The sequence below is a fragment of the Sphingomonas molluscorum genome, from assembly GCF_039522995.1.
GTDB lineage: Bacteria > Pseudomonadota > Alphaproteobacteria > Sphingomonadales > Sphingomonadaceae > Sphingomonas > Sphingomonas molluscorum.
Genome location: NZ_BAAAEL010000002.1, coordinates 86801 through 110691, shown reverse-complemented (window position 1 = coordinate 110691; position 23891 = coordinate 86801). Strand labels below are relative to the sequence as shown.

Below are 23891 nucleotides of genomic sequence, written 5' to 3'. Positions count from 1 at the left end.
TAGCGCCGCGGCGACAATGCGAGTGGAGTGAGTGATGGGCTATCGGGTGGTGGTCGCAGGCGCGACCGGGAATGTCGGGCGGGAGATGCTCAACATCCTGGCGGAGCGTGAGTTTCCGATCGACGAACTGGCGGTGCTCGCCTCGTCGCGGTCGGTCGGCGACACGGTCGACTTTGGCGAGACCGGCAAGCAGTACAAGATCCAGAACATCGAGCATTTCGATCCCACCGGCTGGGATATGGCGCTGTTCGCGATCGGCTCCGAAGCCACCAAGGTCTACGCACCCAAATTCGCCGCCGCCGGCTGCACGGTGATCGACAATTCGTCGCTGTATCGCATGGACCCGGACGTGCCGCTGATCGTGCCGGAGGTGAACCCCGAGGCGATCGACGGCTATCGCGCGAAGAACATCATCGCGAACCCGAACTGCTCGACCGCGCAGATGGTGGTGGCGTTGAAGCCGCTGCATGACGCCGCCAAGATCAAGCGCGTGGTCGTCGCGACCTACCAGTCGGTGTCGGGCGCCGGCAAGGCGGGCATGGACGAGCTGTTCGAGCAGAGCCGCAACATCTTCGTCGGCGACCCGGCCGAGGCGAAGAAGTTCACCAAGCAGATCGCGTTCAACGTGATCCCGCACATCGACAGCTTCCTGGACGACGGCTCGACCAAGGAAGAGTGGAAGATGGTGGTCGAGACCAAGAAGATCCTGGACCCCAAGGTCAAGGTGGTCGCCACCTGCGTGCGCGTGCCGGTGTTCGTCGGCCATTCCGAGGCCATCAACATCGAGTTCGAGAACGAGATCTCCGCCGAGGAAGCGCAGAACATCCTGCGCGAGGCGCCCGGCGTCATGCTGGTCGATAAGCGCGAGGACGGCGGCTATATCACGCCGATCGAGTGCGTCGGCGAGTTCGCGACCTACATCAGCCGCGTCCGTGAGGACTCGACCGTCGAGAACGGCCTGGTGCTGTGGTGCGTCAGCGACAACCTGCGCAAGGGCGCGGCGCTGAACGCGGTGCAGATCGCCGAGCTGCTCGGCCGCCGGCACCTCAAGAAGGCTGCCTGATACTCTGGCTGCCCCGGCTCCGCGCCGGGGCGGCCACGTCGCTCAATAGCCGGTGTAGCGGCCCGGCCGATGCCAGGCGATCAGGATGCCGCTGATTGCCGCGGCGCTGAGGATCGACCAGCCGAGTTGCTGGGCCGACACCACCGGGATCGCCAGCGCGAGGATCACCACGTCGAGGGCAATCTGGGTGCGCCCGGCGTTCCAGCCGCGTTCGCGTTGCAGCCAGAGCGTCAGCACACCGGTCCCGCCCACGGCGGCGTCATGGCGCGCGAGCGACAGGATCCCCATGCCGATCACGGTTCCGCCGACCAGCGCCGCGAACAACGGGTGCACGGTGCCGACTTCGAAGGCGTAGGGACGGATCGCCGAGAACAGCGCGATGCCCGCGTTCACCGCGATCGAGCGCAGCGTGAAGCGCGCGCCCATCACCTTCCAGGCAAAGGCGAAGAAGGGCAGGTTGATGATCGTGAAGAGCACGCCCGGCGGAAGCGGCACGAGGTAGGAGACGAGCAGCGCGATGCCGGCGATGCCGCCCGTCACCAGTCCCGCCGCTTTCAGGAACACCAGCCCCAGCACCAGAAGCGTGCAGCCGACGAACATCGCATAGAGATCCTCCGCACTGCTGTGCGGAATGCCGTCGGAAGGGGAAGGGCGGCGGGCAGACGTCATCAAGGGCTCCGAAAAGGGGGCCTCGGCAGGACATGCCTCTCCTGATGCGCTTGTTTTGACGGGCTCCTATCGCCGGCTTGGCGCTGCGTCCATGGGACGTGCCACCGAGCCGGCGGGAGCGGCGCCCAGCCGCTCCCGATCACGGCCTTACTTGCGCTGCGACGCGGTCTCCTCACGGGTGGCGCGGAATTCGCTATCGGCGGACCAGTTCGGCCAGACGCGGCCGTTCGCCAGGCGATCGCCCAGATTGTAGAGCAGCGTCAGGTCGCCTTCCCAGCTGCTGGTGTTCCAGCCGGCGTCATATTCGTCGGCGGGCTGGTGGTACCGGTCGCGGGTGTAGAGGTCGCTCAGCTCCTTGCCGCGTGCGGCACCGCCGTTCACCAGTTCCTGGCCCGCATCATAGGAGATGGCCGGCACGCCACGCTTGGCAAAGGGGAAGTGGTCGGAGCGGTAGAAGCTCCCCGCTTCCGGCCGCGCCTCGGCCGTGTAGTGGCGGCCGAACTTGGCGGCTTCCTCGGTGAGCATGGTCAGCAGGTCGAGCTTGGCCGCACCCGAAATGCTGAAGTCGGTGGTCTTCTCGACCGCGAACGGCCCATCCATGTTGATCGCGCCCACCGTGGTCGCGAGCGGCCGGAGCGGGTTGTCGGCGTAATATTCGGAGCCGAGCAGCCCCTTTTCCTCCGCCGTCACCGCCAGGAACAGGATCGACCGGTCGGGCTTCGGTCCCTTGCCATAGGCGCGGGCGAGTTCCATCAGCGCCGCGGTGCCCGAGGCATTGTCGAGCGCGCCGTTGTAGATGGTGTCGCCCTTCGCATCCGGGGCGCCGATGCCCAGGTGATCCCAGTGCGCCGAGTAGATCACGGTTTCGTCCGGGTGGCGGCTGCCGGGCAGGATGCCGGCCACGTTGTGGGAGGTGATGATCTCCGGCTTCACCTGGTAGCTGGCGGTCATCGTCGCCTTGAGCGGCATGGGCCGGAAGTCCGCCTTGCGCGCCGCGGCCTTCGCGGCCTCGAAGTCGGTGCCCGACGCCTTGAACAAGTCGGCGGCGAGATCCTTCTGGATCCAGCCTTCCATCGGCGTGTGCGCGGCGGCAGGGTTCGCGCGGACGATGTCGAACATGGTGTTGGTGTTGGAGTTCTTGACCGTCGCCCAGCCGTAGGAGGCGGGCTCGCTCTCGTGGATCACCAGCACGCCGGCCGCACCCTGGCGCGCCGCTTCCTCATACTTGTAGGTCCAGCGGCCGTAATAGGTCATCAGCCGGCCGCCGAAGTCGCCTTCGCCGCCCTCGAAATCGGGGTCGTTGACGAGCACGACCATGATCTTGCCCTTGAGGTCGACGCCCTTGAAGTCGTCCCAGTTGCGCTCCGGCGCCTTCACGCCATAGCCTACGAACACCAGCGGTGCCGCGTTCAGCTGGACTGAGGTCTGGCCGGTCGAGGCGGCGCGCACCGCGATCTCATTGCCCTGGGTGAGCGGCTTGGCGGTGCCGCCGATCGCCATCGCCAGGCTGGGCGTGCCGACGATATCGGACTTCAGCAACGGCACGTCTTGGAAGAAGCTGCCCTTGTCGCCGGCCGGCTTCAGTCCCGCTGCCTTGAACTGCGCGGCGATGTACTCGATCGTCTTGGTCTCGGCGCGGGTGGCGGGACCGCGACCCTCATACTCGTCGCTCGACAGCGTCTTGATGTCGTTGGAGACGCGCGCGACGTCGAAGCTGGGCTTCTTGGCGGGCGCGGCGATCGCTGCAGTGGACGTGCCGACAAGCGCGGCGAGGGCAAGAAGGCGCAGCGAAGAACGCGTGGAACGGAAGGGCATGGGCGGAACGACTCCTGGCGAAGCGACGATGGCAGGGGACGGATGCCCCTTCGACATTGATGCCCAAGCGGCGCACAATGTCGAGGTGGTGCAGCAAACGGGTGCAGGAGAAGCGCGATGCGCGAGACGGTTTCCGGCGGGTGCCAGTGCGGGCGGGTGCGCTATCGCGTCACCATCCACGACGACGATGCCTATCTCTGCCACTGCCGCATGTGCCAGCGCGCGACCGGCGGCGTCTCGATCGCGTTCAAGAACGTCCGCAAGGCGGAGGTGGTGTGGGAGCAGGAGCCCGATCGCTATGCCTCTTCCCCGATCGCCAGCCGCGGCTTCTGTCGGGAATGCGGCACGCCCCTGACGTTCGAGTTCCCGGACAGCGAGAACCTGGACCTGACGGTCGGCAGCTTCGATGCGCCGGGCCGCTTCCAGCCGCGCCACCACTTCGGGGTGGAGAGCTGGCACGCGCAATGGCTCGACACGCGCGGCCTGCCCGAATATCGCGCCGACGAGAACCCGGCCACGCGCGACAGGTGGATGAAAATCGTTGGCAGACTTCCCGACTGAGACGCACCGCTTCCAAAGCTTCGACGGTACCGAGATCGCCTGGCATGAGGGCGGCAGCGGCCGCCCGCTGCTGCTGATCCACGGCTATTTCAGCGACGCCTACACCAACTGGATCCGCTACGGCCACGCCGCCAAGATTGCGGCCAAGGGCTACCGGGTCATCATGCCGGACCTGCGCGCGCATGGGCAGAGCGCCCGGCCGCACGATCCTGCCGCCTATCCGCCCGACGCCCTGGCCCAGGACGGCGAGGCGCTGGTCCGGCACCTGGGCCTCGGCGACTATGACCTGGCCGGCTATTCGCTGGGCGGGCGCACCGCGGTACGGATGGTCGCGCGCGGTGCGGCGCCAGCCAAGCTGGTAGTCGCCGGCATGGGGCTGGAGGGGCTGACCGGCACCAGCGGCCGGGCCGACCACTTCCGCAACATCCTCACCAATCTCGGCAAGCACGAACGCGGCACCCCCGAGTGGCTGGCCGAAGCCTTCCTGAAGACCACCAAGGGCGATCCGATCGCGCTGCTCGGCATCCTCGGCACCTTCGTGGATACGTCTCGCGAGGAAATCGCCGCAATCCGGCAGCCGACACTGGTGGTCGCGGGCGAGGAGGACAGCGACAACGGCAGCCATGCCGCGCTTGCGGATCTGCTGCCGAACGCCACGCTGCGCGAGGTGCCGGGCGGACACATGAGCGCGGTGACCAAGCCGGAGCTGGGCCGGGCGATCGCAGACTTCCTGGGCGCTTGACCGCGGGCGGGGCGGGCGCGCAGGTTGCGCACATTCGTTCCGTACCCGGGGGTTCCATGTTCCGTACCGCTGCCTCGACGCTTGCCGTCGCCCTCTCGCTTGCCGCTGCCGCACCGGCGTTCGCGCAAGCCGCACCCTCCGCGCCGGCGGCCAGCACCGCCGCGCCGACTGCCGCCGATGCCGACGCCCTGGTCGCGCGCGCCGAGAAGGAGGCTGCTGACTATTCGCTCGACGCCTCGCGCATCGCCTGGGTGAACGCGACCTACATCACCGACGACACCGATGCGCTGGCCGCGAAGTCCGGCGCGATCGGCACCGAGATGGGCGTGCGCTATGCGCTGGAGGCGGCGAAGTTCGACGGGGTGAAGGGGCTGTCCTACGACACCCGCCGCAAGCTCGACATCCTCAAGAACGGCCTCACGCTGCCTGCCCCGACGCGTCCGGGTGCGGCCCAGCAGCTGTCCGACATCAGCACCCGCATGGCATCCTCCTACGGCAAGGGCCGGGGCACCAAGGGTGGCCAGCCGATCAACGGATCCGACATCGAGGCGGCGATGGGCAGCAGCCGCGACCCCAATGAGCTCAAGGAGATGTGGGTCAGCTGGCACGACAATGTCGGCGCACCGATGCGCAAGGATTATGCCCAGATGGTGGGCATCGCCAATGAGGGGGCGAAGGAGCTCGGCTTCTCCGACGTCGGCGCGATGTGGCGTTCGGGCTATGACATGCCGCCCGAGCAGTTCGCGCAGATGGCCGACAAGCTGTGGAAGGAGGTCGAGCCGCTCTACCTCTCCCTCCACACCTATGTCCGCTGGAAGCTCAACGAGAAATATGGCGACGCCGTGCAGGCGAAGACCGGGCCAATCCGTGCCGACCTGCTCGGCAACATGTGGGCGCAGGAATGGGGCAACATCTATGACGTGGTCGCCCCCGCCGGCACGGGTGACCTCGGCTACGACATCGGCGACCTGCTGACGGCGAAGAACTACGACCCGGTGAAGATGGTGAAGGCGGGCGAGGGCTTCTACTCCTCGCTCGGCTTCGCGCCCTTGCCAGAGACCTTCTGGCAGCGTTCGCAGATCGTGAAGCCGGCGGATCGCGAGGTGATCTGCCACGCCTCCGCCTGGGACATCGACAGCAAGGACGACATCCGCATCAAGATGTGCACCAAGGTGAACTCGGACGACTTCGTCACGATCCACCATGAGCTTGGGCACAACTACTACCAGCGCGCCTACAACCGGCAGCCGTTCCTCTACATGAACGGCGCCAACGACGGCTTCCACGAGGCGATCGGTGACTTCGTCGCGCTGTCGATCACGCCGGACTATCTGGTGAACATCAACCTGCTCGATCGCGCGCAGGTGCCGGGCGCCGAGAAGGACATCGGCCTCCTGCTCCGCCAGGCGATGGACAAGGTCGCGTTCCTGCCGTTCGGCTTGCTGATGGACAAGTGGCGCTGGGGCGTCTTCTCCGGCCAGATCCCGACCGGCGAGTATCAGAAGGGCTGGGACGCGCTGCGCCTCCAGTACCAGGGCATCGTGCCGCCGGTGGCGCGCGACGAAAGCCGCTTCGATCCGGGCGGCAAGTACCACATCCCGGGCAACACCCCGTATGCCCGCTACTTCCTGGCGCGCATCCTCCAGTTCCAGTTCTACAAGGCGGCGTGCGATCAGGCCGGCTGGAAGGGCCCGCTGCACCGCTGCTCCTTCTTCGGCAACAAGGAGGTCGGCGCGCGGCTGAACAAGATGCTGGAGATGGGTGCCTCCAAGCCCTGGCCGGAGGCGCTGCAGGCGTTCACCGGCACCCGCGAGATGAGCGGCAAGGCGATGGTCGACTATTTCGCGCCGCTTAAGACGTGGCTCGACCAGCAGAACAAGGGCAAGCCCAAGGGGTGGTAAACGACAAGGGGCTTGCACGGTGCCCACCGTGCAAGCCCCTTGATCCTTCCCTGACTACCGCCAGGTTCGGCTCACCGGAACGGCGGTTCGTTGAACGCGCGCAGTTTGCGGCTGTGGAGGCGGTTGCCCTCGCGCCGTAGTTCCTCACACGTCTCGATGCCGATCCGCATGTGCTCGTTGATCGCGCGCTCGTAGAAGCGGTTGGCCTGGCCGGGCAGCTTGAGTTCGCCGTGGAGCGGCTTGTCGGAGACGCAGAGCAGCGTCCCATAGGGCACGCGGAAGCGATAGCCCTGCGCCGCGATCGTTGCCGATTCCATGTCGATGCCGACTGCGCGGCTGAGCGAGAAGCGCAGCGCGGAGCGGGAGAATTGCAGTTCCCAGTTGCGGTCGTCGGTGGTGACGATGGTGCCGGTGCGTAGGCGGCGCTTGAGTTCGTCGCCCGACTGGCCGGACACCGTCTCCGCGGCGCGGGCGAGCGCCTGCTGTACTTCGGCGATGGCCGGAACCGGGATTTCGGGCGGCAGCACGTCGTCGAGGATGTGGTCGTCGCGCAGATAGGCGTGGGCGAGCACATAGTCGCCGATCCGCTGGCTGGGGCGCAGGCCGCCGCAATGGCCGATCATCAGCCACGCCTCCGGCCGCATCACGGCGAGGTGATCGCAGATCGTCTTTGCGTTGGAGGGGCCGACGCCGATGTTGACCAAAGTGATGCCGCTGCGATCCGGCGCCATCAGGTGATAGGCCGGCATCTGGTGCCGCCGCCACGCGCTGTCGGTCACCAGCTTGTCGACGTCGTCGCCCGCGGACATCATCAGCCCGCCGGCGCCGGACACCCCGGTGTAGCGGCTGCCTTCGCCGAGCTGCGAGCAGGCCCAGCGGACGAACTCGTCGACATAGCGGTGGTAGTTGGTGAACAGCACGTAGCGCTGGATGTGCTCGGGCGGGGTGCCGGTATAGTGGCGTAGCCGCGCGAGCGAGAAGTCGGTGCGCAGCGCATCGAACAGCGCGAGCGGGCGGTTGCCGTCCTCGTGGATCCAGAGGCCGTCGGCGATCTCGTCGCCGATATGCGCGAGCTCGGTCGCCGGGAAGTGCCGCGCGAGTTCGGCGGCGGTCACCTGGTCGAGGCTCAGCGCGTGGCCGGCGTCGAGCACATAGGCGAAGGGGATTTCCTGCCGGCTTTGCGCGACGCTCACCTCGACGTCGTGGCTCTCCATGATCAGCGACAGCTGTTCCTGGAGATAGTCGGAGAACATCGCCGGCTTGGTCACGGTGATGCGGTACTCGCCGGGCACGTTCAGGCGGGCGAACGACCGCATCGGCGTCGGCAGGTCGCCGCCGCCGCGATAGCTCAGCCGGAGTTCGGGATAGGCGAAGGTGCCGTCCAGCCGGGAGGAGCTCGGCGGCGGCGTACGATCGCGAAGATAGGTGTCGAGGGCGCTCCGCAGCCGATCCACGGAAGCATTGTAGAGTCGATCCAGGCGATCGACGATGTCTGAAGCTTGCGTCATCCTCTGCCGCTAAAGCGTTCGGCGCCAGCGCGCAAGCCCAGGCGCAAGGACGGAGGCAAAGCCCGCCGGTGCCCTCGCAGGCACCGGCGGCGCGCGAAACGCGGCTTCGCCGCTCGCGGGCTTACTTGCTGTTGGACTTGCTGGCGGTGCTGCCGCTCTTGCTGGAAGCCGACTTGCCGCTCGAGTTGCTGCCGGTGCCGCTCGCCGACTTGGTCTTTGCGCCGGTCTTCTTCTTGTCGATCAGCTTGGACGCACCGAACGCTGCGCCGGCAATGGCGGCGGCCGCACCTGCGACGATCGCAGCGGTGGTGCCGGGCTTCTTCTTGACCGCGGCCGTGGTGCTCTTCGCAGCGCCGCTGATCGCTTCCTTGCTGCGACCGGCGGCATCGGCGATCGCTTCCTTGCTCTTGTCGAGCTGCACGTGCGCCTTGTCGGCGAAGCTGGTCTTCTCGGCCTCGGTGGTGCCGTTCGTGTTGGTCGACGTGGTTGCGTTCATCGGGGTGCCTCCCATCGGTCAATGTGGTCGCGTAACGAGAAACCAACTCGTGGCCCTTGCGGCGGTTCCGGTGGGGAGGTGCGGGAACGGCTGCTCCGCCGTTCCCGTGCCACGCGTCAGCGAAGCAGTGCCGGCCTCACAGCGTCTCCAGCAAATGCTCGGCCGAGCTTACCCGGAACTCGCCGGGTTGCTCGACGTGGAGCGCCTCGACCACGCCGTCGTTGATCACCATGGCATAGCGCTGCGCGCGCGTGCCCATGCCGAACTTCGACCCGTCGAGTTCCAGCCCGACCGCGCGGGCGAAGGCGCCGTTGCCGTCGGCGAGCATCGTCACCTTGTCGCCCACTGCGTTGGCGTCGCTCCAGGCCTTCATCACGAAGGCGTCGTTGACGGCGGTGCAGGCGATCTCGTCGATGCCCTTGGCGCGGATCTCGGCGGCCTTTTCGACGAAGCCCGGCAGGTGGCGCGCGGAGCAGGTGGGGGTGAAGGCGCCCGGCACCGAGAACAGGGCGACGCGACGGCCCTGGAAGAAGCTGGCGGTATCGACCTGCTCGGGGCCGTCGGCCGTTACCTTGGCAAAAGTGGCGTCGGGCAGGCGGTCGCCCACTTGGATGGTCATGAATTTCTCCCTGTTGCGCCCCCGGCCGGGTGCGCGCGCGTAGCTAGGGTGCGTCGAAGCGGCTTTTCAAGCGGTGGCGGAAGGGCGGACCCGGCGCTATGTTCCAACTCATGGATAAAGCAGCGTTTCTGGTCGGTCAGTTCCTGTTGGCGATGCCCGGCATCGGCGACCCGCGGTTCGAACATGCGGTGATCGCGATCTGCGCCCATGATGAAAAGGGCGCGATGGGGGTTGGCGTCGGCGAAACCGTGGACGGGCTGGGGCTGCACGATCTGCTGCGCCAGTTCGAGTTGCGGACGGACCTGGTGGCGGACCTGCCGGTCCATGTCGGCGGCCCCGTGGAGCCCCGCCGCGGCTTCGTGCTCCACAGCAAGGATTGGGGCGGGCAGGACACGATCGATGTGGCGGGGCGGTGGTCGCTCTCTGGCACGATCGACGTGCTGCGCGCGATCTCCGAAGGCACGGGGCCGGAGCGGTTCCTGGTCGCGCTGGGCTTCGCCGGCTGGGAATCGGGGCAGCTCGAAGGCGAGTTGTCGCGCCACGGCTGGTTCAACACGCCTTCGGAAACCGACCTCCTGTACGACGTGCCCGCGGGGGAGCGGTGGGAGCGTTGCTTCATCGCCGCCGGCATCGATCCGCGCCTGCTGGTGTCGGCGACCGGCACCGCTTGAGCGCCCGGTTCGGCACCGCTTCGGACGCGCGACATATAAAGAACTCTTTATATAGCTGATTGCGCCCGCGCGGGGCCTCGGCTACTGGCGCGGCATGCCGCGCGCCATGTTGGGCGCGCACCGGTTCGACAGGAGATACTTCGTGGCCACCGTGCTCGACACCCAGGATTATGTCATCAAGGACATCAGCCTTGCCGGCTTCGGCCGCAAGGAAATCGAGATCGCCGAGACCGAGATGCCCGGCCTCATGTCGCTGGTCGAGGAATTCGGCGCGTCGCAGCCGCTGAAGGGCGCGCGCATCACCGGCTCGCTGCACATGACGATCCAGACGGCAGTGCTGATCGAGACGCTGGCGAAGCTCGGCGCCGAGCTGCGCTGGGCGTCGTGCAACATCTTCTCGACCCAGGATCATGCCGCCGCCGCCATCGCCGCGTCGGGCATCCCGGTGTTCGCCGTGAAGGGCGAGACGCTGGAGGAATATTGGGACTATGTCGTCCGCATCTTCGACTGGGGTCAGGACACCACCTGCAACATGATCCTGGACGACGGCGGCGACGCGACGATGTTCGCGCTGTGGGGCGCGCGCGTCGAGGCGGGCGAGACGCTGTTCACGCCGACCAACGAAGAGGAAGAGATCTTCGTCGCGACGCTCAATCGCTTCCTCAAGGAGCGTCCCGGCTACCTCACCAAGACGGTTGCCGCGATCAAGGGCGTGTCGGAAGAGACCACCACCGGCGTCCACCGCCTCTATGAGCTCGCCAAGCAGGGCAAGCTCCCGTTCCCGGCGATCAACGTCAACGACTCGGTGACCAAGTCGAAGTTCGACAACCTCTACGGCTGCAAGGAATCGCTGGTCGACGCGATCCGCCGCGCAACCGACGTCATGCTCGCCGGCAAGGTGGCGTGCGTCGCCGGCTTCGGCGACGTGGGCAAGGGCTCGGCGGCGTCGCTGCGCAACGGCGGCGCGCGCGTGCTGGTGACCGAAGTCGACCCGATCTGCGCGCTGCAGGCGGCGATGGAAGGCTATGAGGTCGTGACGATGGAAGACGCGGCCACCCGCGCCGACATCTTCGTGACCGCGACCGGCAACGCCGACGTCATCACGCTCGACCACATGCGCGCGATGAAGAACATGGCGATCGTGTGCAACATCGGCCACTTCGACAGCGAGATCCAGATCGCGGGCCTCAACAACCTGAAGTGGACCGAGATCAAGCCGCAGGTCGACGAGGTCGAGTTCGCCGACGGCAAGAAGATCATCGTTCTCGCCAAAGGCCGCCTGGTGAACCTGGGCTGCGCGACCGGTCACCCGTCGTTCGTCATGTCCTCGTCCTTCACCAACCAGGTGCTGGCGCAGATCGAGCTTTGGACCGGTGCCGACAAGTACAAGAACGAAGTCTACGTCCTGCCCAAGCACCTCGACGAAAAGGTCGCGGCGCTGCACCTGGAGAAGCTGGGCGTGAAGCTGTCCAAGCTCAGCCAGAAGCAGGCCGACTACATCGGCGTGCCGGTCGAGGGCCCGTTCAAGCCGGACCACTACCGCTACTAAGCGACGCTGCCGCACTGCGGAGGCAAAGAACAGGGCGGGGTGCCGACAGGCGCCTCGCCCTTTCTCTTTTCCGGGCGACGAAGCGACGCGCGGATGCTGCGGCGTGCATGGCGCTGTGCGGTGAGATCGCCTAAACCGCGGGCGATGAGAGCATTCGCACGGCCGCGGGGACGAACGCGGCGATGATCATTCTGAACCCCGTCTCGGCGATCCTGGCCGGGGCGGTCCTGGCGTTGGTGCTGGTGGGGGCGGTTTGGGCGCTCGCGGCCGGGCTGTGGCTGCGCAGGCGCGCGCGTGCGGGAATCGCCGCCGCGGGCATCGACGCGACCCTGGTGCAGGCCTCGCCCGCGCAGGCGATGCTGGTGCGCGCCGACGGTCGCGTGGAGATGCCGCCGCAGCTCGCGCAATGGCTGGGGCTGTCGGCGATGCCGCAGACGCTGGCCGACCTCACGGGAATGGACGAGGGGCTCGATCCCACCAGTGCCGAGGCGCTGTTGCGTGAGATCGGCGGTGCGCAGCGCGCCGCCCGGCCGTTCCGGATCGAGGTCCGCGCGCGCGGTGCCGCCCGGACGCTGACCGCGAGCGGCGAGCGTGCGCCCGCCTCGCTGGAGCCGCATGGGGGTGCGCTTGTCTGGTTCTTCGACGCAACCGAGTTCCAGACCGAGATCGGCACGCTGTCGCGCGAGATCGAGGAATATCGCAGCGGCTTTGATGCGCTGTCGGGGCTGATCGAGGCGGCGCCGATGCCGATGTGGTATCGCGATGGCGATCTCCGGCTGGCGATGGTCAACAGCGCCTATGTGCGCGCGGTGGACGCGTTCGACGCCCGCGAAGTGCTGGCCCGCCAGGCGGAACTGGTGGACGGAGACGGCATGGGCGGGCCGCTCGGCAGTGCGTTGATCGCGCGCGACACCGGGCAGCCCCAGGCAAGCGTGATGCCGGCAACCATCGGCGGCGCCCGGCGCATGCTGCGCGTCCACGACGTGCCGCTGCCCGAAGGGGGCATCGCGGGCTTCGCGGTCGACATCCATGACGTCGAGGAGATGCGAGCGGGGATGAAGCGCTTCCGCCTCGCGCAGCGTGCGGTGCTCGATCGGCTCTCGGCAGGCGTCGTCCAGTTCTCCGCCGACCGGTCGCTGGAGTTCTGCAACCAGCCGTTCCGCCGCATCTTCGGGATGCGCGGGGAGTGGCTCGCCGACCGGCCGGAGTTCGACCGCGTGCTCGAACGCATGCGTGAGGCGAAGCGCCTGCCGGAAGTACGCGACTTCCCGGGCTGGAAGCAGGAGCGGCGCGCGTGGTTCCGCGCGGCGGAGGCGGTGGAGGAGCCCTGGCACCTGCCGGGCGGCACCTATCTGCGCGTCGTCGCCCAGCCGATGCCGGAAGGCGGCCTGCTGCTGATCTTCGAGGATCGCACGGAGCAGGTGCAGCTGGCGAGCGCGCGCGACACGCTGCTGCGGGTGCGTACCGCCACGTTCGACAACCTGTTCGAGGCGCTCGGCGTCTTCTCGGCCGACGGCCGCCTGCAGCTGTGGAACAGCAAGTTCCGCCAGCTGTGGGGACTGGAGGAAGCGTTCCTGAACGACCATCCGCGCGTGGACGTGCTGGCGGAGCAGGCGGCACCGATGCTGGCGAACCCGTCCCGCGCGGTGCTGATCCCCGAGCTGATCCGGTTCGCCACCGTCCAGCGCATCCAGCGCAGCGGTCATTTCGCGATGGCGGACGGGCGGCATTATCAGTTCGGCGCCGTGCCGCTGCCCGACGGCAACGCGCTGCTGACGATGCTCGACATTTCCGACAGCCGCCGCATCGAGCAGGCCTTGCGCGACCGCAACGAGGCGTTGGAGGCGGGGGACCGCACCAAGACCGCGTTCCTGGCGGCGATGAGCTACGAGCTGCGCACGCCGCTCACGTCGATCAAGGGTTTTACCGAGATGCTGCACGGCGGCTATGCCGGTGCGCTCAGCGAAGACGGAGCGCGCTATACCGGCGCGATCCTCGAATCGGTCGACCGGCTCGGCGAACTGATCGACGACGTACTCGACTTGACCGCCAGCGAAGGCGCGCCGCTGCAACGCGCGGAGGTCGACCTCGCCCCGCTTGCCAAGGCGATGGCCGCGGACATGCTGCCGGCCGCCGCCGCCAAGCGGATCGAACTGGTGGTGGAGGTGGACGCGTCCGTCGGGAGCATCGTCGGCGATGCGCGGCGCATCGGCCAGGCGATCGCCCACCTGCTCGACCACGCGATTGCCGGCACCCGCGATCGGGGACGGGTGCTGCTGCACGCGGACGGCGATGCCGAGATGGCCCGCATCATCGTGTCGGATGACGGCCCCGGGATGGATGCCAACACGGCCGCGCATGCGCTCGACCGGTTCGCGCCGGGTGGTGCCCTCCGCCGGGGCGAGCGCGCCCTGGGGCTGGGGCTGCCGCTCGCACGGCGCATTGTCGAGGCGCACGGCGGCACCATCGCGCTGGTGTCGGAACAGGGTGCGGGCACGCTGGTCACGATCGAGGTGCCGCGAGGATGAGCGACCTGCTGCTGCATAGCCCCGAAGAAGCCCATGCGTTCGGCGCCGCGCTCGCGCGGGTCGCCAACCCTGGCGACGCGATTGCGCTTTCTGGCCCGTTGGGAGCCGGCAAGACCAGCATCGCGCGCGGGCTGCTTGCGGCGCTCGGGCTGATGGAGGAAGCGCCGTCACCCAGTTTCGCGATCGTCCAGCCCTATGAGCCGCCGGAGACGCGCTTCCCCGTGCTCCACGTCGACCTGTATCGCATCGAGCATGCCGAAGAGGCCGAGGAGCTTGGCCTGGACGAGGCGCGGCTCGACGCGCTGCTGGTGGTCGAATGGCCCGAGCGGCTGCCGGACAGCGCCTGGGAAGACGCGCTCTGGCTCACCCTTACCCCCGAAGCGGATGGCACCCGCCGCTTGACAGCGAAGGTGCCGCCGTCATGGAAAGCACGATGGCCGCTGACATGAACCCGCCCGCCGCGGCGCCCGCCTTTCTCGCAGCACAAGGATGGGGAGGGGCAGAGGTGGTCCCGCTCGCCGGTGACGCTTCCTTCCGCCGCTATTTCCGCGCACTCGACGCCGGCCGCAGCGCCGTGCTGATGGACTCGCCGCCCAAGCTGGAGGACCAGCGTCCCTTCGTGGAGCTTGCCCGCTGGCTGACGGAGCGCGGCTTTCGCGCGCCGGCGATCCTGGCCGAGGACGCGGCCGAGGGGCTGGTGCTGCTGGAGGACTTCGGCGACGCCCGGCTGCGCGAGACCGTGGACGCCGCGCCCGAAAGCGAGCTCCGGCTCTACGGCGATGCGGTCGACGTGCTGATCCGCCTGCGCGATCACCCGGCAGCGCCGGTGCCGGCCTATGACCGCAGCGTCTATCTGCGCGAAGTGATGCTGCTGCCGGAATGGTATTGTCCCGCGATCGGCCTGGAGGTCGACGCGCCGGGCTATCGTGCCGCGTGGGAGGCCGTGCTCGACACCGTTGACGGCGGCGAGGCGGTGACGGTGCTGCGCGACTATCACGCCGAGAACCTGATGCTGATCGAGGGCGAGGCGGAGACGCTGGGGCTGCTCGATTTCCAGGACGCGCTCGCGGGGCACCCGGCGTACGACCTCGTCTCGCTGCTCCAGGATGCGCGGCGCGACGTCGCACCCGCGCTGGAGGAGGCGATGCTCGACCGCTATCGCCGTACCACCGGTGTGGGGGAGGACTTCCTCGACGCCTATCACGTGCTGGGCGCCCAGCGGAACGCCAAGATCGTCGGCATCTTTGCGCGGCTGTGGCAGCGCGATGGGAAGCCGCGCTACGCCGCGCTCTGCCCGCGCGTCTGGCGCTATCTGGAGCGGGATCTCGCCCAGCCGGTGCTGGCACCGGTCGCAGCCTGGTTCGACGCCAACATCCCCGCCGAACTGCGGGGCGATCCGATGCAGGTGCGCGCATGAGCAAGGCCATGACGCTGTCGCTGCGCCCGAACCCGGACGTGGCGGTGCCGGAAACCGCGATGGTGATGGCCGCGGGTCTCGGCAAGCGCATGCGGCCGCTGACCGCCACCCGGCCAAAGCCGTTGGTGAGTGTCGCGGGCAAGCCGTTGATCGACCACGTCTTCGACCGGCTTCGTGCGGCGGGCGTCAAGCGCGCGGTGGTGAACGTCCACTATCTGGCCGACGTGCTGGAGGCGCACCTGCGCGCGCGGGTGAAGGACATGGAGGTGCTCGTCTCCGACGAGCGTGCCCAGCTGATGGAAACCGGCGGCGGCCTGGTCCAGGCGCGCGAGCTGATCGGCGACAAGCCGTTCGTCTGCGTGAACAGCGACAATCTGTGGGTCGATGGGCCAGTGGACGCGATCCGGCTGTTGGCCGAGGCGTGGGACGATGCGCGGATGGACGCGCTGCTGCTGCTGGTGCCGCTTGCCCGTGCGGCAAGCCACAGCGGCCATGGCGACTTCCACCTCGATCCGACCGGACGCATCACCCGCCGCCGCCAGCCGGGGCGGCTTGCGCCGTTCGTCTTCACCGGCGTGCAGATCCTGTCGCCGCGGGTGATCGCCGACTGGCCGGAAGGGCCGTTCTCCACGAACCTTTTCTGGGAGCGCGCGCTGGAGGCTGGCCGCCTGTGGGGCCTGGTCCATGAGGGGCTGTGGTTCGACGTCGGCACGCCGGGAGCGATCAAGGAGACCGAGGCGGCGCTCGCCGATGGCTGAGGCCCCGCGGCTTCGGCTTTTTTCCATTCCACCGCACCGGGCGTTTGCCGACGCGCTCGCGAACGGCTTGCTGCGCCAGTACGGGCGCGATCCCATGGCGTTGGCCCGCGGCTTCGTGCTGCTGCCGAACAACCGTGCCAAGCGCGCGATCACCGACGCCTTCGTCCGCGCAAGCGGCGGCGGGTTGCTGATGCCGCGACTGGTCGCGGTGGGCGACCCGGAGATCGACGAGGCCGTGGGGCCGTTCGCCGACCCGGCGGACGACCTCGATCCGATCCCGCCCGCAGTTGCACCGCTCGCCCGACGGATGATCCTGTCGCGGTTGGTGGCGGAGGAGCGGGCGCGCGCCGGGCGCCCGGTAGATGCGGCCGAAGCGGTGCGGCTTGCCGGGGACCTCGCCCGCACGCTCGACCAGCTGCTGGTCGAGGAAGTCGAGCCCGATGCGCTCAAGACGATCCGCTTCGACGAGCCGCTCCAGACCCATTGGGAGCGTTCGCTCGCCATGTTCGAGACGGTGCTGGTACGTTGGCCGCAGGAGATGGAGGCGCTCGGCCATATCGACCTGGCGGTGCGGCGCAGGCGGCTGCTCGACCGGCTGATCGCGCGCTGGCGGGCGACGCCGCCGCCGAGCTTCGTGTGCGCCGCCGGCATCGCCAGCGCCTCGCCGGTGATCGCCCGACTGTTGCGCGCCATCGCCGGACTGCCGCAGGGAAGCGTCGTGCTCTCCGGCCTGGCCATCGACATGGACGATGCCGAGTGGGATCTGCTCGGCCCGCACGAGCCCGACCCGGTCACCGGCCGCCGGCGCCGTTCGCTCGAGACGCACCCGCAATTCCAGCTGAAGCTGCTGCTCGATCGGATGGGCGTCGGCCGGCGCGAGTTCGAGACGTGGCGGGCCGGCAGCGAGCATGACGCGCGCCCCGCGCGCAGCCGCACGATCGAGAGCGCGCTGGCGCCGGCCGAGCGCACCCACGACTGGATCGACCTGCCGGCCGAACGCCGTAGCCTGGCAGGCGTGCAGGCGCTGGACGTGCCGACCCCGGCCGAGGAAGCGCAGGCGATCGCCATCGCCATGCGCCAGGCGTTGGAGACCGAGGGCAGGACCGCGGCGCTGGTGACCCCCGACCGTGCGCTGGCGCGCCGCGTGTCGGCGCATTGCGCGCGATGGGGGATCACCGTCGACGACACCGCCGGCCAGCCCCTGTCGGTGCTGCCGCCGGGCACGATGCTGCTCGCGCTCGCCGATGTGGCGGCGCAGGACTTCGCGCCGCTGCCGCTGCTCGCCTTGCTCAAGCATCCGCTCGCTTGTGCCGAGGAGGGACGGCTGGAATGGCTGGAAGGCGTGCGGCGGCTCGACCGCGCATTGCGCGGGCCGCGACCGGCGCCCGGGCTGGCCGGGCTCGACGCGTTCCTCGCCGATGCGGAAGGGCGCGAGGGTGCGCTTCGGCGTGCGGCGGCACCGTGGTGGGAGAAGACCCGGCCGCTGCTGGCGCCGCTTGCCGAGGCCTATGCCGGGGGCGCACGCCCGCTACCGGAACTGCTTGGGGCATTGCGGGCGACGGCGACGGCGCTGGGTGGCGACGCGCTCTGGTCGCGTCCCGAGGGCCGGGCTGCTGCCGAACTGCTCGACACGCTGGAGCAAGAGGCGGTGCACGGCCCCGCGATCGTGGAGCCGGAGTCGATCGGCCCGATGCTCCGCACGCTGATGGACGAGGTGGCGGTGCGCCCGCCGCACGGCGGCCATCCGCGGCTCGCCATCTACGGCCTGCTCGAGGCGCAACTCCAGACTTCCGATCTCACCATCCTGGGCGGGCTCAACGAGGGCGTGTGGCCGGGGCTTCCCGCGCCCGATCCGTGGCTGGCGCCGCGCATTCGGGCGGAGCTCGGGCTTCCGGGTCTGGAACGCCGCATCGGCCTGGCCGCGCACGACCTTGCCAACAGCCTGGGCGCGAAGGAGGTGCTGCTGACCCGTGCCCACCGGGACGCGAGCGGACCGACGGTGGCCTCGCGCTTCTGGTTGCGGCTGGAGGCGCTGTCGGGCGGGCTTACGCGGGCGCAGGCGCTGGCGCGGTGGACGCATGCGATCGACGATCCGGGCGCTTATGACCCGGCGCCGCGCCCGGCGCCGTGCCCGCCGGTCGCGCTGCGTCCGCGGCAGATTTCCGTCACGGAAGTGGACCGGCTGAAGGCCGATCCGTTTGCCTTTTACGCGCGGCGGATGCTGCGACTGGCGGCGCTCGATCCGGTCGATGCCGATCCCAGCGCCGCGTGGCGCGGGACGGCGGTGCACGGCGTGCTGGAGGATTGGGCGCGGCAGGATGGCTTCGATCCCGCCAAGCTCGCCGGGCGGGTCGACGCGCTGGCAGCCGATCCGCGCACCCACCCGCTGCTGCGCGCGCTGTGGGTGCCGCGGCTGCGCGAGGCGGTCGACTGGATTGCTGGGCAGGTCGCGGCGCAGCTGGCGGGCGGCCGGAGCATCCTGGGCGTGGAGGGCGAGGGCAAGATCGACCTCGCCGGCGTCGAGTTGCGCGGCAAGTTCGACCGGATCGACCGGCTGGAGAACGGCGACCTCGCGGTGGTCGACTACAAGACCGGCCAGCCGCCCTCGACCCGCGCGGTGCGCGACGGCTTCAGCCTCCAGCTGGGGCTGCTCGGCATCATGGCCGAGCGTGGCGCCTTCGAGAACATCGGCGGCGCCGCCACCGCGTTCGAATATTGGTCGCTCGCCAAGAAGGGCGACGCGTTCGGCTATGTCGCAACGCCGGTCGATCCGGCCGGCAAGTATAACCGCGTGCCGACCGACCGCTTCGTGGCCCTGGCGCTCCATCATTTTACCGAGGCTGCCGCCAACTGGCTGACCGGGGAGGCGCCGTTCACCGCCAAGCTCAAGCCCGAATATGCCCCCTTTGCCGAGTATGACCAGCTGATGCGCCGCGACGAATGGTATGGCCGTGAGTAGCGCCGGGCTGCTCCCCGAACTGCGCGGTAACCAGGCGCGCGCCAGCGATCCCAGCCGCCACGTCTGGCTCTCCGCCTCCGCCGGCACCGGCAAGACGCAGGTGCTGACGGCGCGCGTGTTCCGCCTGCTGCTGCGCGGGGTCGAGCCTTCGGCAATCCTGTGCCTGACCTTCACCAAGGCGGGCGCGGCCGAGATGGCCGAGCGCGTCAATGCGCGGCTCGCGCGCTGGGTGCGGCTGCCGGAGCAGGACCTGAAGAAGGACCTGTTCGCGCTGGGCGAGGACCCGAACGAGGAAGCCTTGATCGCCCGCGCGCGCACGCTGTTCGCGCGGGTGCTCGACGCACCGGGCGGCGGCATCCGCATCCAGACGATCCACAGCTTCTGCCAGACGCTGCTCTCCGCCTTCCCGGTCGAGGCGGGGCTCGTTCCCGGCTTTCGCCCGCTGGAAGCACGCGAGGAGTCGGCGATGGCGCGCGACGCGCTCGCGGCCATGCTGGTGGAGGAGCAGCGGCAGGGGCGGGTGACGCTGGGCGATGCGATCGCTGCTCTCAGCCTGCGGCTCGGCGAAGGGCGGGCGGAGGCGTTCCTGGCCGAATGCGCGCGCCGGCCGGATGCGATGGCGGCGCTGCCCGCCGATCTCGCCGGCTTTCTGCGCGACGCGTTCGACCTGCCGCACGGCGACCTGGATGCGGCGATCTGCGACGGCTGCTGCGACGACGCGTTCGATGTCGATGCCCTACGCGACCTGATGGAGGCGAACCGCGCCTGGGGCACCGCCACCGGCCTGAAGGTCGCGGCTGCGATCGAAACCTGGCTTGCGGGCGATCCCACCGCCCGCGCCGAGGCGCTGGACACGCTCTACGGCCAGTTCTTCACCCAGAAGGACACGCTGAAGAAGGCGTCCGCCAAGGTGCTGGCGGCGATGCCCGACTATGACCTGGCGGCGGAAGCGATCGGCAGCCGCTGTGCCGAGCTGGTCGCGATGCGCCGCCGCGCCGCCTATGCCGACCTGCTCGCCGCAGCGCTGGAGGCCGGGCGCCGCTATGCCGCCGCTTATGCCGAGGCGAAGCGGCGGGCGGGCGCGGTCGACTTCAACGACCTGATCGCACGCACGCTGGCGCTGTTCGCCCAGCCCGGCATCGGCGAGTGGGTGCGCTTCAAGCTCGACCTCGCGACCGAGCACGTCCTGATCGACGAGGCGCAGGACACCAATCCCGAGCAATGGGCGATCGTCCGCGCGCTGGTGGACGAGTTCTTCGCGGGCGAGGGCGCGCGGGTGGCCGGGCTGCGCACCTTGTTCGTGGTCGGCGACTACAAGCAGGCGATCTTCGGCTTCCAGGGCACCGATCCCGTCTATTTCAAGGCGGCACACCAGCTGTTCGACCAGCGTGCCGCGGTCGCGCCGGAGTTCGACACCGAGGCGCAGCCGCTCGACACACTCTCGTTGACCGAGAGCTTCCGCTCGACAGCACCCGTACTGGAGTTCGTGGACGCGGCGATCGACGCCTTTCCGCAGCCCGGCATGGGGGACATGGAGGAACGGCTCCAGCACGCCAGCCGCGTGGCCGGGCCTGGCACCGTCACCCTGTGGGCGCCGACGGTCGAGGAAGCGGGCGAGGGGGAAGAGGGCGAGGAACAGTGGATCGCGGATGCCACCCGCACCCTCGCGGGCAGGATCGCGCGCCAGATCCGCGAATGGATCGGGGCGCTGCCGCTGGAGAGCAAGGGACGGACCCTGGGTGCCGGCGACGTCATGGTGCTGGTCAAGCGCCGCGGCGAGCTCGCCTCGCTGATCGTCGCGCGGCTTTATGCGGAAGGGGTGCCGGTCGCGGGCATCGACCGGCTGCGGCTGAACGCGCCGCTCGCCGTGCAGGACCTGCTGTCCGCGATCCGCTTCGCGCTCCAGCCGGACGACGACCTGTCGCTCGCCAACCTGCTGGTTTCTCCGCTGATCGGCTGGAGCCAGGATCAGCTGATGGCGGCAGCGATGCGCGAGCGCGGGAGCCTGTGGCGCCACCTGCGGCTGACCCAGCCCGACGAGGCGCTGGCGCCGCTCCAGCAGATCCTGCGCCGCGCCGATGTGGCGACGCCGTACCGCTTCCTGGAAGAGCTTCTGTCCGGCCCGCTGGAGGGTCGGCGCAAGCTGGTGCTGCGGCTGGGCGAGGAGGCGCGGGACCCGATCGAGGAACTGCTGAACGCCGCGCTCAGCTTCGAGCAGGTGTCGACGCCCTCGCTGCAGCGCTTCCTCGACTGGTTCGATCGAGGCGACGTGGAGATCAAGCGCGATCCGTCGCAGGGCGGCGGCGCGGTGCGGGTGATGACCGCGCATGGCGCCAAGGGATTGCAGGCGCCGCTGGTCATCCTGGCGGATGCCTGCATCGATCCGAGCCAGAACCGGCGCGAGACGCTGCTGTGGACGCCCGAGGGGTATGACGGCCCGGCCTTTCCGGTGTTCCGCCCGCGCGCAGGCGAGCGCGACGGTCCCCTCGACGCGGCACTGGCCGAGGCGGATGCCAAGGAACTCGCCGAGCATTGGCGGCTGTTCTACGTCGCGGCCACGCGCGCCGAGGAACGGCTGGTGATCGCGGGTGCGCCGGGAACGCGCGCACAAGGAGTGGCGCCGCCGCTCAGCTGGCATGCCGCCGCTGCCGCCGCGCTCGATGCGCTGGAGGTGGGCACAGAGGAGGACGGCACGCGCGTGTTCCGCGGCCGCACCCCCGCCAAGCCGATCCCGCAACGCAGCGGTGGCGCGAAGACGGTGGGCGCGGCGGGCGAGCCGGACCCCGCATGGTTGCGTGCGCCTGCGCCGGAGGAGGCGCGTCCGCCGAGGCCGTTGGCGCCTTCGTCCCTGGGCGAGGACGAGGTCGCCGATCCACCACCGACCCCGGCGATGCGCGCCGCCGCACAGCGCGGACGCCTGCTCCACCAGATGTTCGAGCGGCTGCCGAGCCTGCCGCCTGCCGAGCGCGCCGCTGCCGGCGACCGCTGGCTGGCGGGCGCGGCGCAGGTCGAGGATGCGGCCGAGCGCCGGCGGATCGTGCGCGATGCGCTCGCGATCCTGGAAGTGCCGCGGTTTGCACCGCTGTTCGGACCGGACGCGCTTGCCGAGGCGCCGATCGCGGCGACGATCGGGGGCATGGTGGTGTCGGGCACGGTCGACCGGCTGCTGATCGAGGACAACCGCGTGCTGGTGGTCGACTTCAAGACCGGCCGGCGTGCGCCGGAGACGGCGGCCGAGGCGCCGACCTATCACCTGCGGCAGATGGCGGCCTATGCGGCGGCGCTGGCGGTGATCTTTCCCGGCCGCAGGATCGAGGCGGCGCTGCTCTATACGGCGGTGCCGCGGCTGCTCGAACTGCCGGACGAGCTGCTCGACCAGCACAAGCCGCGCTTGGCCGCGCGGGAGCAAAGCTTGGCTCTCGACGGTTGAGGCGACGCCCGCCCGCACCTAGGTAACGCAGCGACAAAGGAGATTACGACAATGGCGACCAAGGCGATCACCGATAGCAGCTTCCAGGCCGACGTCCTCGATGCGGGCAAGCCGGTGCTGGTGGACTTCTGGGCGGAATGGTGCGGCCCGTGCAAGATGATCGGCCCGTCGCTGGAGGAAATCTCCGAGGAACTCGGCGAGGAAGTGACCATCGCCAAGCTCAACATCGACGAGAACCCCGACGCGCCGGGCAAGTACGGCGTGCGCGGCATCCCGACGATGATCCTGTTCAAGAACGGCCAGCCCACCGCCACCAAGGTCGGTGCCGCGCCCAAGGGCCAGATCAAGGGCTGGCTCCAGGGCGAGCTCTAAGCAGCAAAGGGCCGGCATACGCCGGCCCTTCTTTTATCCGAATATCAGCGGCGCGGCCTGTTCCCATAGCTCCGGCGAAGCGGCGCTGAGCATGCCCCGGCGATTGTCGCCGACGCGGTACGGTGAGCCATCTGCGCGCGCGACGCGCCCGCCGGCTTCCTCCAGGAAGAGGACGCCCGCGGCATGGTCCCAGGGCAGGGTGCGCTGGAACAGGGCCAGGTCGTTCTCGCCGAGCACCAATCGCGGATATTGCTCGGCGGCACAGCGCGGAATCTCGACCAGCGTCAGCTTGCCGGCAACGCGCTCCGCGAGCGCCGCGCGATCCTCGTCCGACATGAAGTAGGTCGCGAGCGCCGCGACCGGCTCGGCCGCACCCGTTGCGCGCGCGGTCACCGGCTCTCCGTCGAGGAAGGCCCCGCCGCCGCGAACGGCGTGGCACATCCGGTCCGCCACCGGATCGTAGAGCCAGCCGGCCTGCGGGACGCCATCTTCCACGAGTGCGATCATCATCCCGAACGGCGTCTTGCCGGCCGCGAAATTGTTGGTGCCGTCGACGGGGTCGATCAGCCACACGCGGCCGCTCCCCACCGTGTCGAGCAGCGTCGGGTCTGCCGCGCACGCCTCTTCGCCCACGATGCGTGCTTCCGGATCAATTCCGGCGAGCCCGCGGGCAAGCTCCACCTCCGCCTCGCGATCGGCGATGGTGACCAGGTCGTCCTTTGCCTTTTCCTCGATGTCGGCGGCGTCGAGGTGGCGGAAGCGCGGCAGGACGACCGCCGCCGCCACCTCGCGCAGCAACGTGCAGACGGCGGTGTGGCGGGCGTCGGTCATGG

General features: G+C 69.2%; 19 protein-coding genes. 13 read left to right on the top strand and 6 right to left on the bottom strand.

Going from position 1 to position 23891, the window contains the following annotated elements; translation table 11 throughout:
• Positions 1-34 precede the first annotated feature (34 nt).
• Entirely contained in the window at positions 35-1063 is a 1029-nt protein-coding gene (locus ABDZ92_RS04940; protein ID WP_125959755.1) for an aspartate-semialdehyde dehydrogenase, read from the top strand.
• Positions 1064-1105: 42 nt separating this feature from the next.
• On the opposite strand, the gene ABDZ92_RS04935 is transcribed toward ABDZ92_RS04940, so the two are convergent.
• Together ABDZ92_RS04935 and ABDZ92_RS04930 are read right to left on the bottom strand one after the other, a co-directional pair.
• Positions 1106-1732, bottom strand: coding sequence for a YitT family protein (locus ABDZ92_RS04935; protein ID WP_125959754.1), 627 nt, complete (start codon positions 1730-1732; stop codon positions 1106-1108).
• 147 nt (positions 1733-1879) lie between these two features.
• Complete coding sequence (locus ABDZ92_RS04930) at positions 1880-3547, bottom strand: M28 family metallopeptidase (protein WP_164521195.1); 1668 nt, start codon at positions 3545-3547, stop codon at positions 1880-1882.
• Between the two features lie 117 nt (positions 3548-3664).
• Here ABDZ92_RS04930 and ABDZ92_RS04925 point away from each other — a divergent pair, with 117 nt between their 5' ends.
• Genes ABDZ92_RS04925 through ABDZ92_RS04915 form a run of 3 tightly spaced genes read left to right on the top strand, consistent with a single transcriptional unit; the run spans position 3665 to position 6751 of the window.
• On the top strand, positions 3665-4108 hold the full coding sequence (locus tag ABDZ92_RS04925; RefSeq protein ID WP_125959752.1) for a GFA family protein: 444 nt from the start codon (positions 3665-3667) through the stop codon (positions 4106-4108).
• Positions 4089-4850, top strand: coding sequence for an alpha/beta fold hydrolase (locus ABDZ92_RS04920; protein WP_125959751.1), 762 nt, complete (start codon positions 4089-4091; stop codon positions 4848-4850). The genes ABDZ92_RS04925 and ABDZ92_RS04920 overlap by 20 nt, the downstream gene beginning before the upstream one ends.
• A 56-nt stretch (positions 4851-4906) precedes the next feature.
• Entirely contained in the window at positions 4907-6751 is a 1845-nt protein-coding gene (locus tag ABDZ92_RS04915) for a M2 family metallopeptidase (protein WP_272695092.1), read from the top strand.
• Between the two features lie 71 nt (positions 6752-6822).
• Here the strand turns inward: ABDZ92_RS04915 and ABDZ92_RS04910 are convergent, their stop codons facing one another.
• From ABDZ92_RS04910 to ABDZ92_RS04900, 3 genes are all read right to left on the bottom strand, one after another.
• On the bottom strand, positions 6823-8259 hold the full coding sequence (locus ABDZ92_RS04910) for an AMP nucleosidase (protein ID WP_125959749.1): 1437 nt from the start codon (positions 8257-8259) through the stop codon (positions 6823-6825).
• Positions 8260-8380: 121 nt separating this feature from the next.
• Entirely contained in the window at positions 8381-8755 is a 375-nt protein-coding gene (locus tag ABDZ92_RS04905; protein ID WP_125959748.1) for a hypothetical protein, read from the bottom strand.
• Between the two features lie 136 nt (positions 8756-8891).
• Positions 8892-9374, bottom strand: a complete 483-nt coding sequence (locus tag ABDZ92_RS04900) for a peroxiredoxin (RefSeq protein WP_125959747.1) — start codon at positions 9372-9374, stop codon at positions 8892-8894.
• Positions 9375-9484: 110 nt separating this feature from the next.
• On the opposite strand from ABDZ92_RS04900, the gene ABDZ92_RS04895 reads away from it, so the two are divergent.
• From ABDZ92_RS04895 to trxA, 9 genes are all read left to right on the top strand, one after another.
• Positions 9485-10045: a YqgE/AlgH family protein gene (locus tag ABDZ92_RS04895; protein ID WP_125959746.1), complete on the top strand. Its 561-nt coding sequence runs from the start codon at positions 9485-9487 to the stop codon at positions 10043-10045.
• Between the two features lie 106 nt (positions 10046-10151).
• Entirely contained in the window at positions 10152-11594 is a 1443-nt protein-coding gene (ahcY, locus tag ABDZ92_RS04890) for an adenosylhomocysteinase (RefSeq protein ID WP_125959931.1), read from the top strand.
• Positions 11595-11776: 182 nt separating this feature from the next.
• On the top strand, positions 11777-14122 hold the full coding sequence (locus ABDZ92_RS04885) for a sensor histidine kinase (RefSeq protein WP_272695091.1): 2346 nt from the start codon (positions 11777-11779) through the stop codon (positions 14120-14122).
• Complete coding sequence (tsaE, locus tag ABDZ92_RS04880) at positions 14119-14571, top strand: tRNA (adenosine(37)-N6)-threonylcarbamoyltransferase complex ATPase subunit type 1 TsaE (RefSeq protein WP_125959744.1); 453 nt, start codon at positions 14119-14121, stop codon at positions 14569-14571. The genes ABDZ92_RS04885 and tsaE overlap by 4 nt, the downstream gene beginning before the upstream one ends.
• The gene (locus tag ABDZ92_RS04875; protein WP_125959743.1) at positions 14556-15539 is read left to right on the top strand and encodes an aminoglycoside phosphotransferase family protein; all 984 of its coding nucleotides are present in this window, start codon (positions 14556-14558) and stop codon (positions 15537-15539) included. The genes tsaE and ABDZ92_RS04875 overlap by 16 nt, the downstream gene beginning before the upstream one ends.
• Positions 15536-16297 (top strand): nucleotidyltransferase family protein, encoded by a 762-nt coding sequence (locus ABDZ92_RS04870; RefSeq protein WP_125959742.1) that lies wholly within the window; start codon positions 15536-15538, stop codon positions 16295-16297. Before ABDZ92_RS04875 ends, ABDZ92_RS04870 begins: the two co-directional genes overlap by 4 nt.
• Positions 16290-19256, top strand: a complete 2967-nt coding sequence (gene addB / locus ABDZ92_RS04865; protein WP_125959741.1) for a double-strand break repair protein AddB — start codon at positions 16290-16292, stop codon at positions 19254-19256. The genes ABDZ92_RS04870 and addB overlap by 8 nt, the downstream gene beginning before the upstream one ends.
• Entirely contained in the window at positions 19243-22686 is a 3444-nt protein-coding gene (gene addA, locus ABDZ92_RS04860; protein WP_125959740.1) for a double-strand break repair helicase AddA, read from the top strand. The genes addB and addA overlap by 14 nt, the downstream gene beginning before the upstream one ends.
• Positions 22687-22737: 51 nt before the next feature.
• Complete coding sequence (gene trxA, locus ABDZ92_RS04855) at positions 22738-23058, top strand: thioredoxin TrxA (RefSeq protein ID WP_125959739.1); 321 nt, start codon at positions 22738-22740, stop codon at positions 23056-23058.
• Between the two features lie 33 nt (positions 23059-23091).
• Here the strand turns inward: trxA and ABDZ92_RS04850 are convergent, their stop codons facing one another.
• Positions 23092-23889, bottom strand: a complete 798-nt coding sequence (locus tag ABDZ92_RS04850; RefSeq protein WP_125959738.1) for an inositol monophosphatase family protein — start codon at positions 23887-23889, stop codon at positions 23092-23094.
• Positions 23890-23891: the final 2 nt, after the last annotated feature.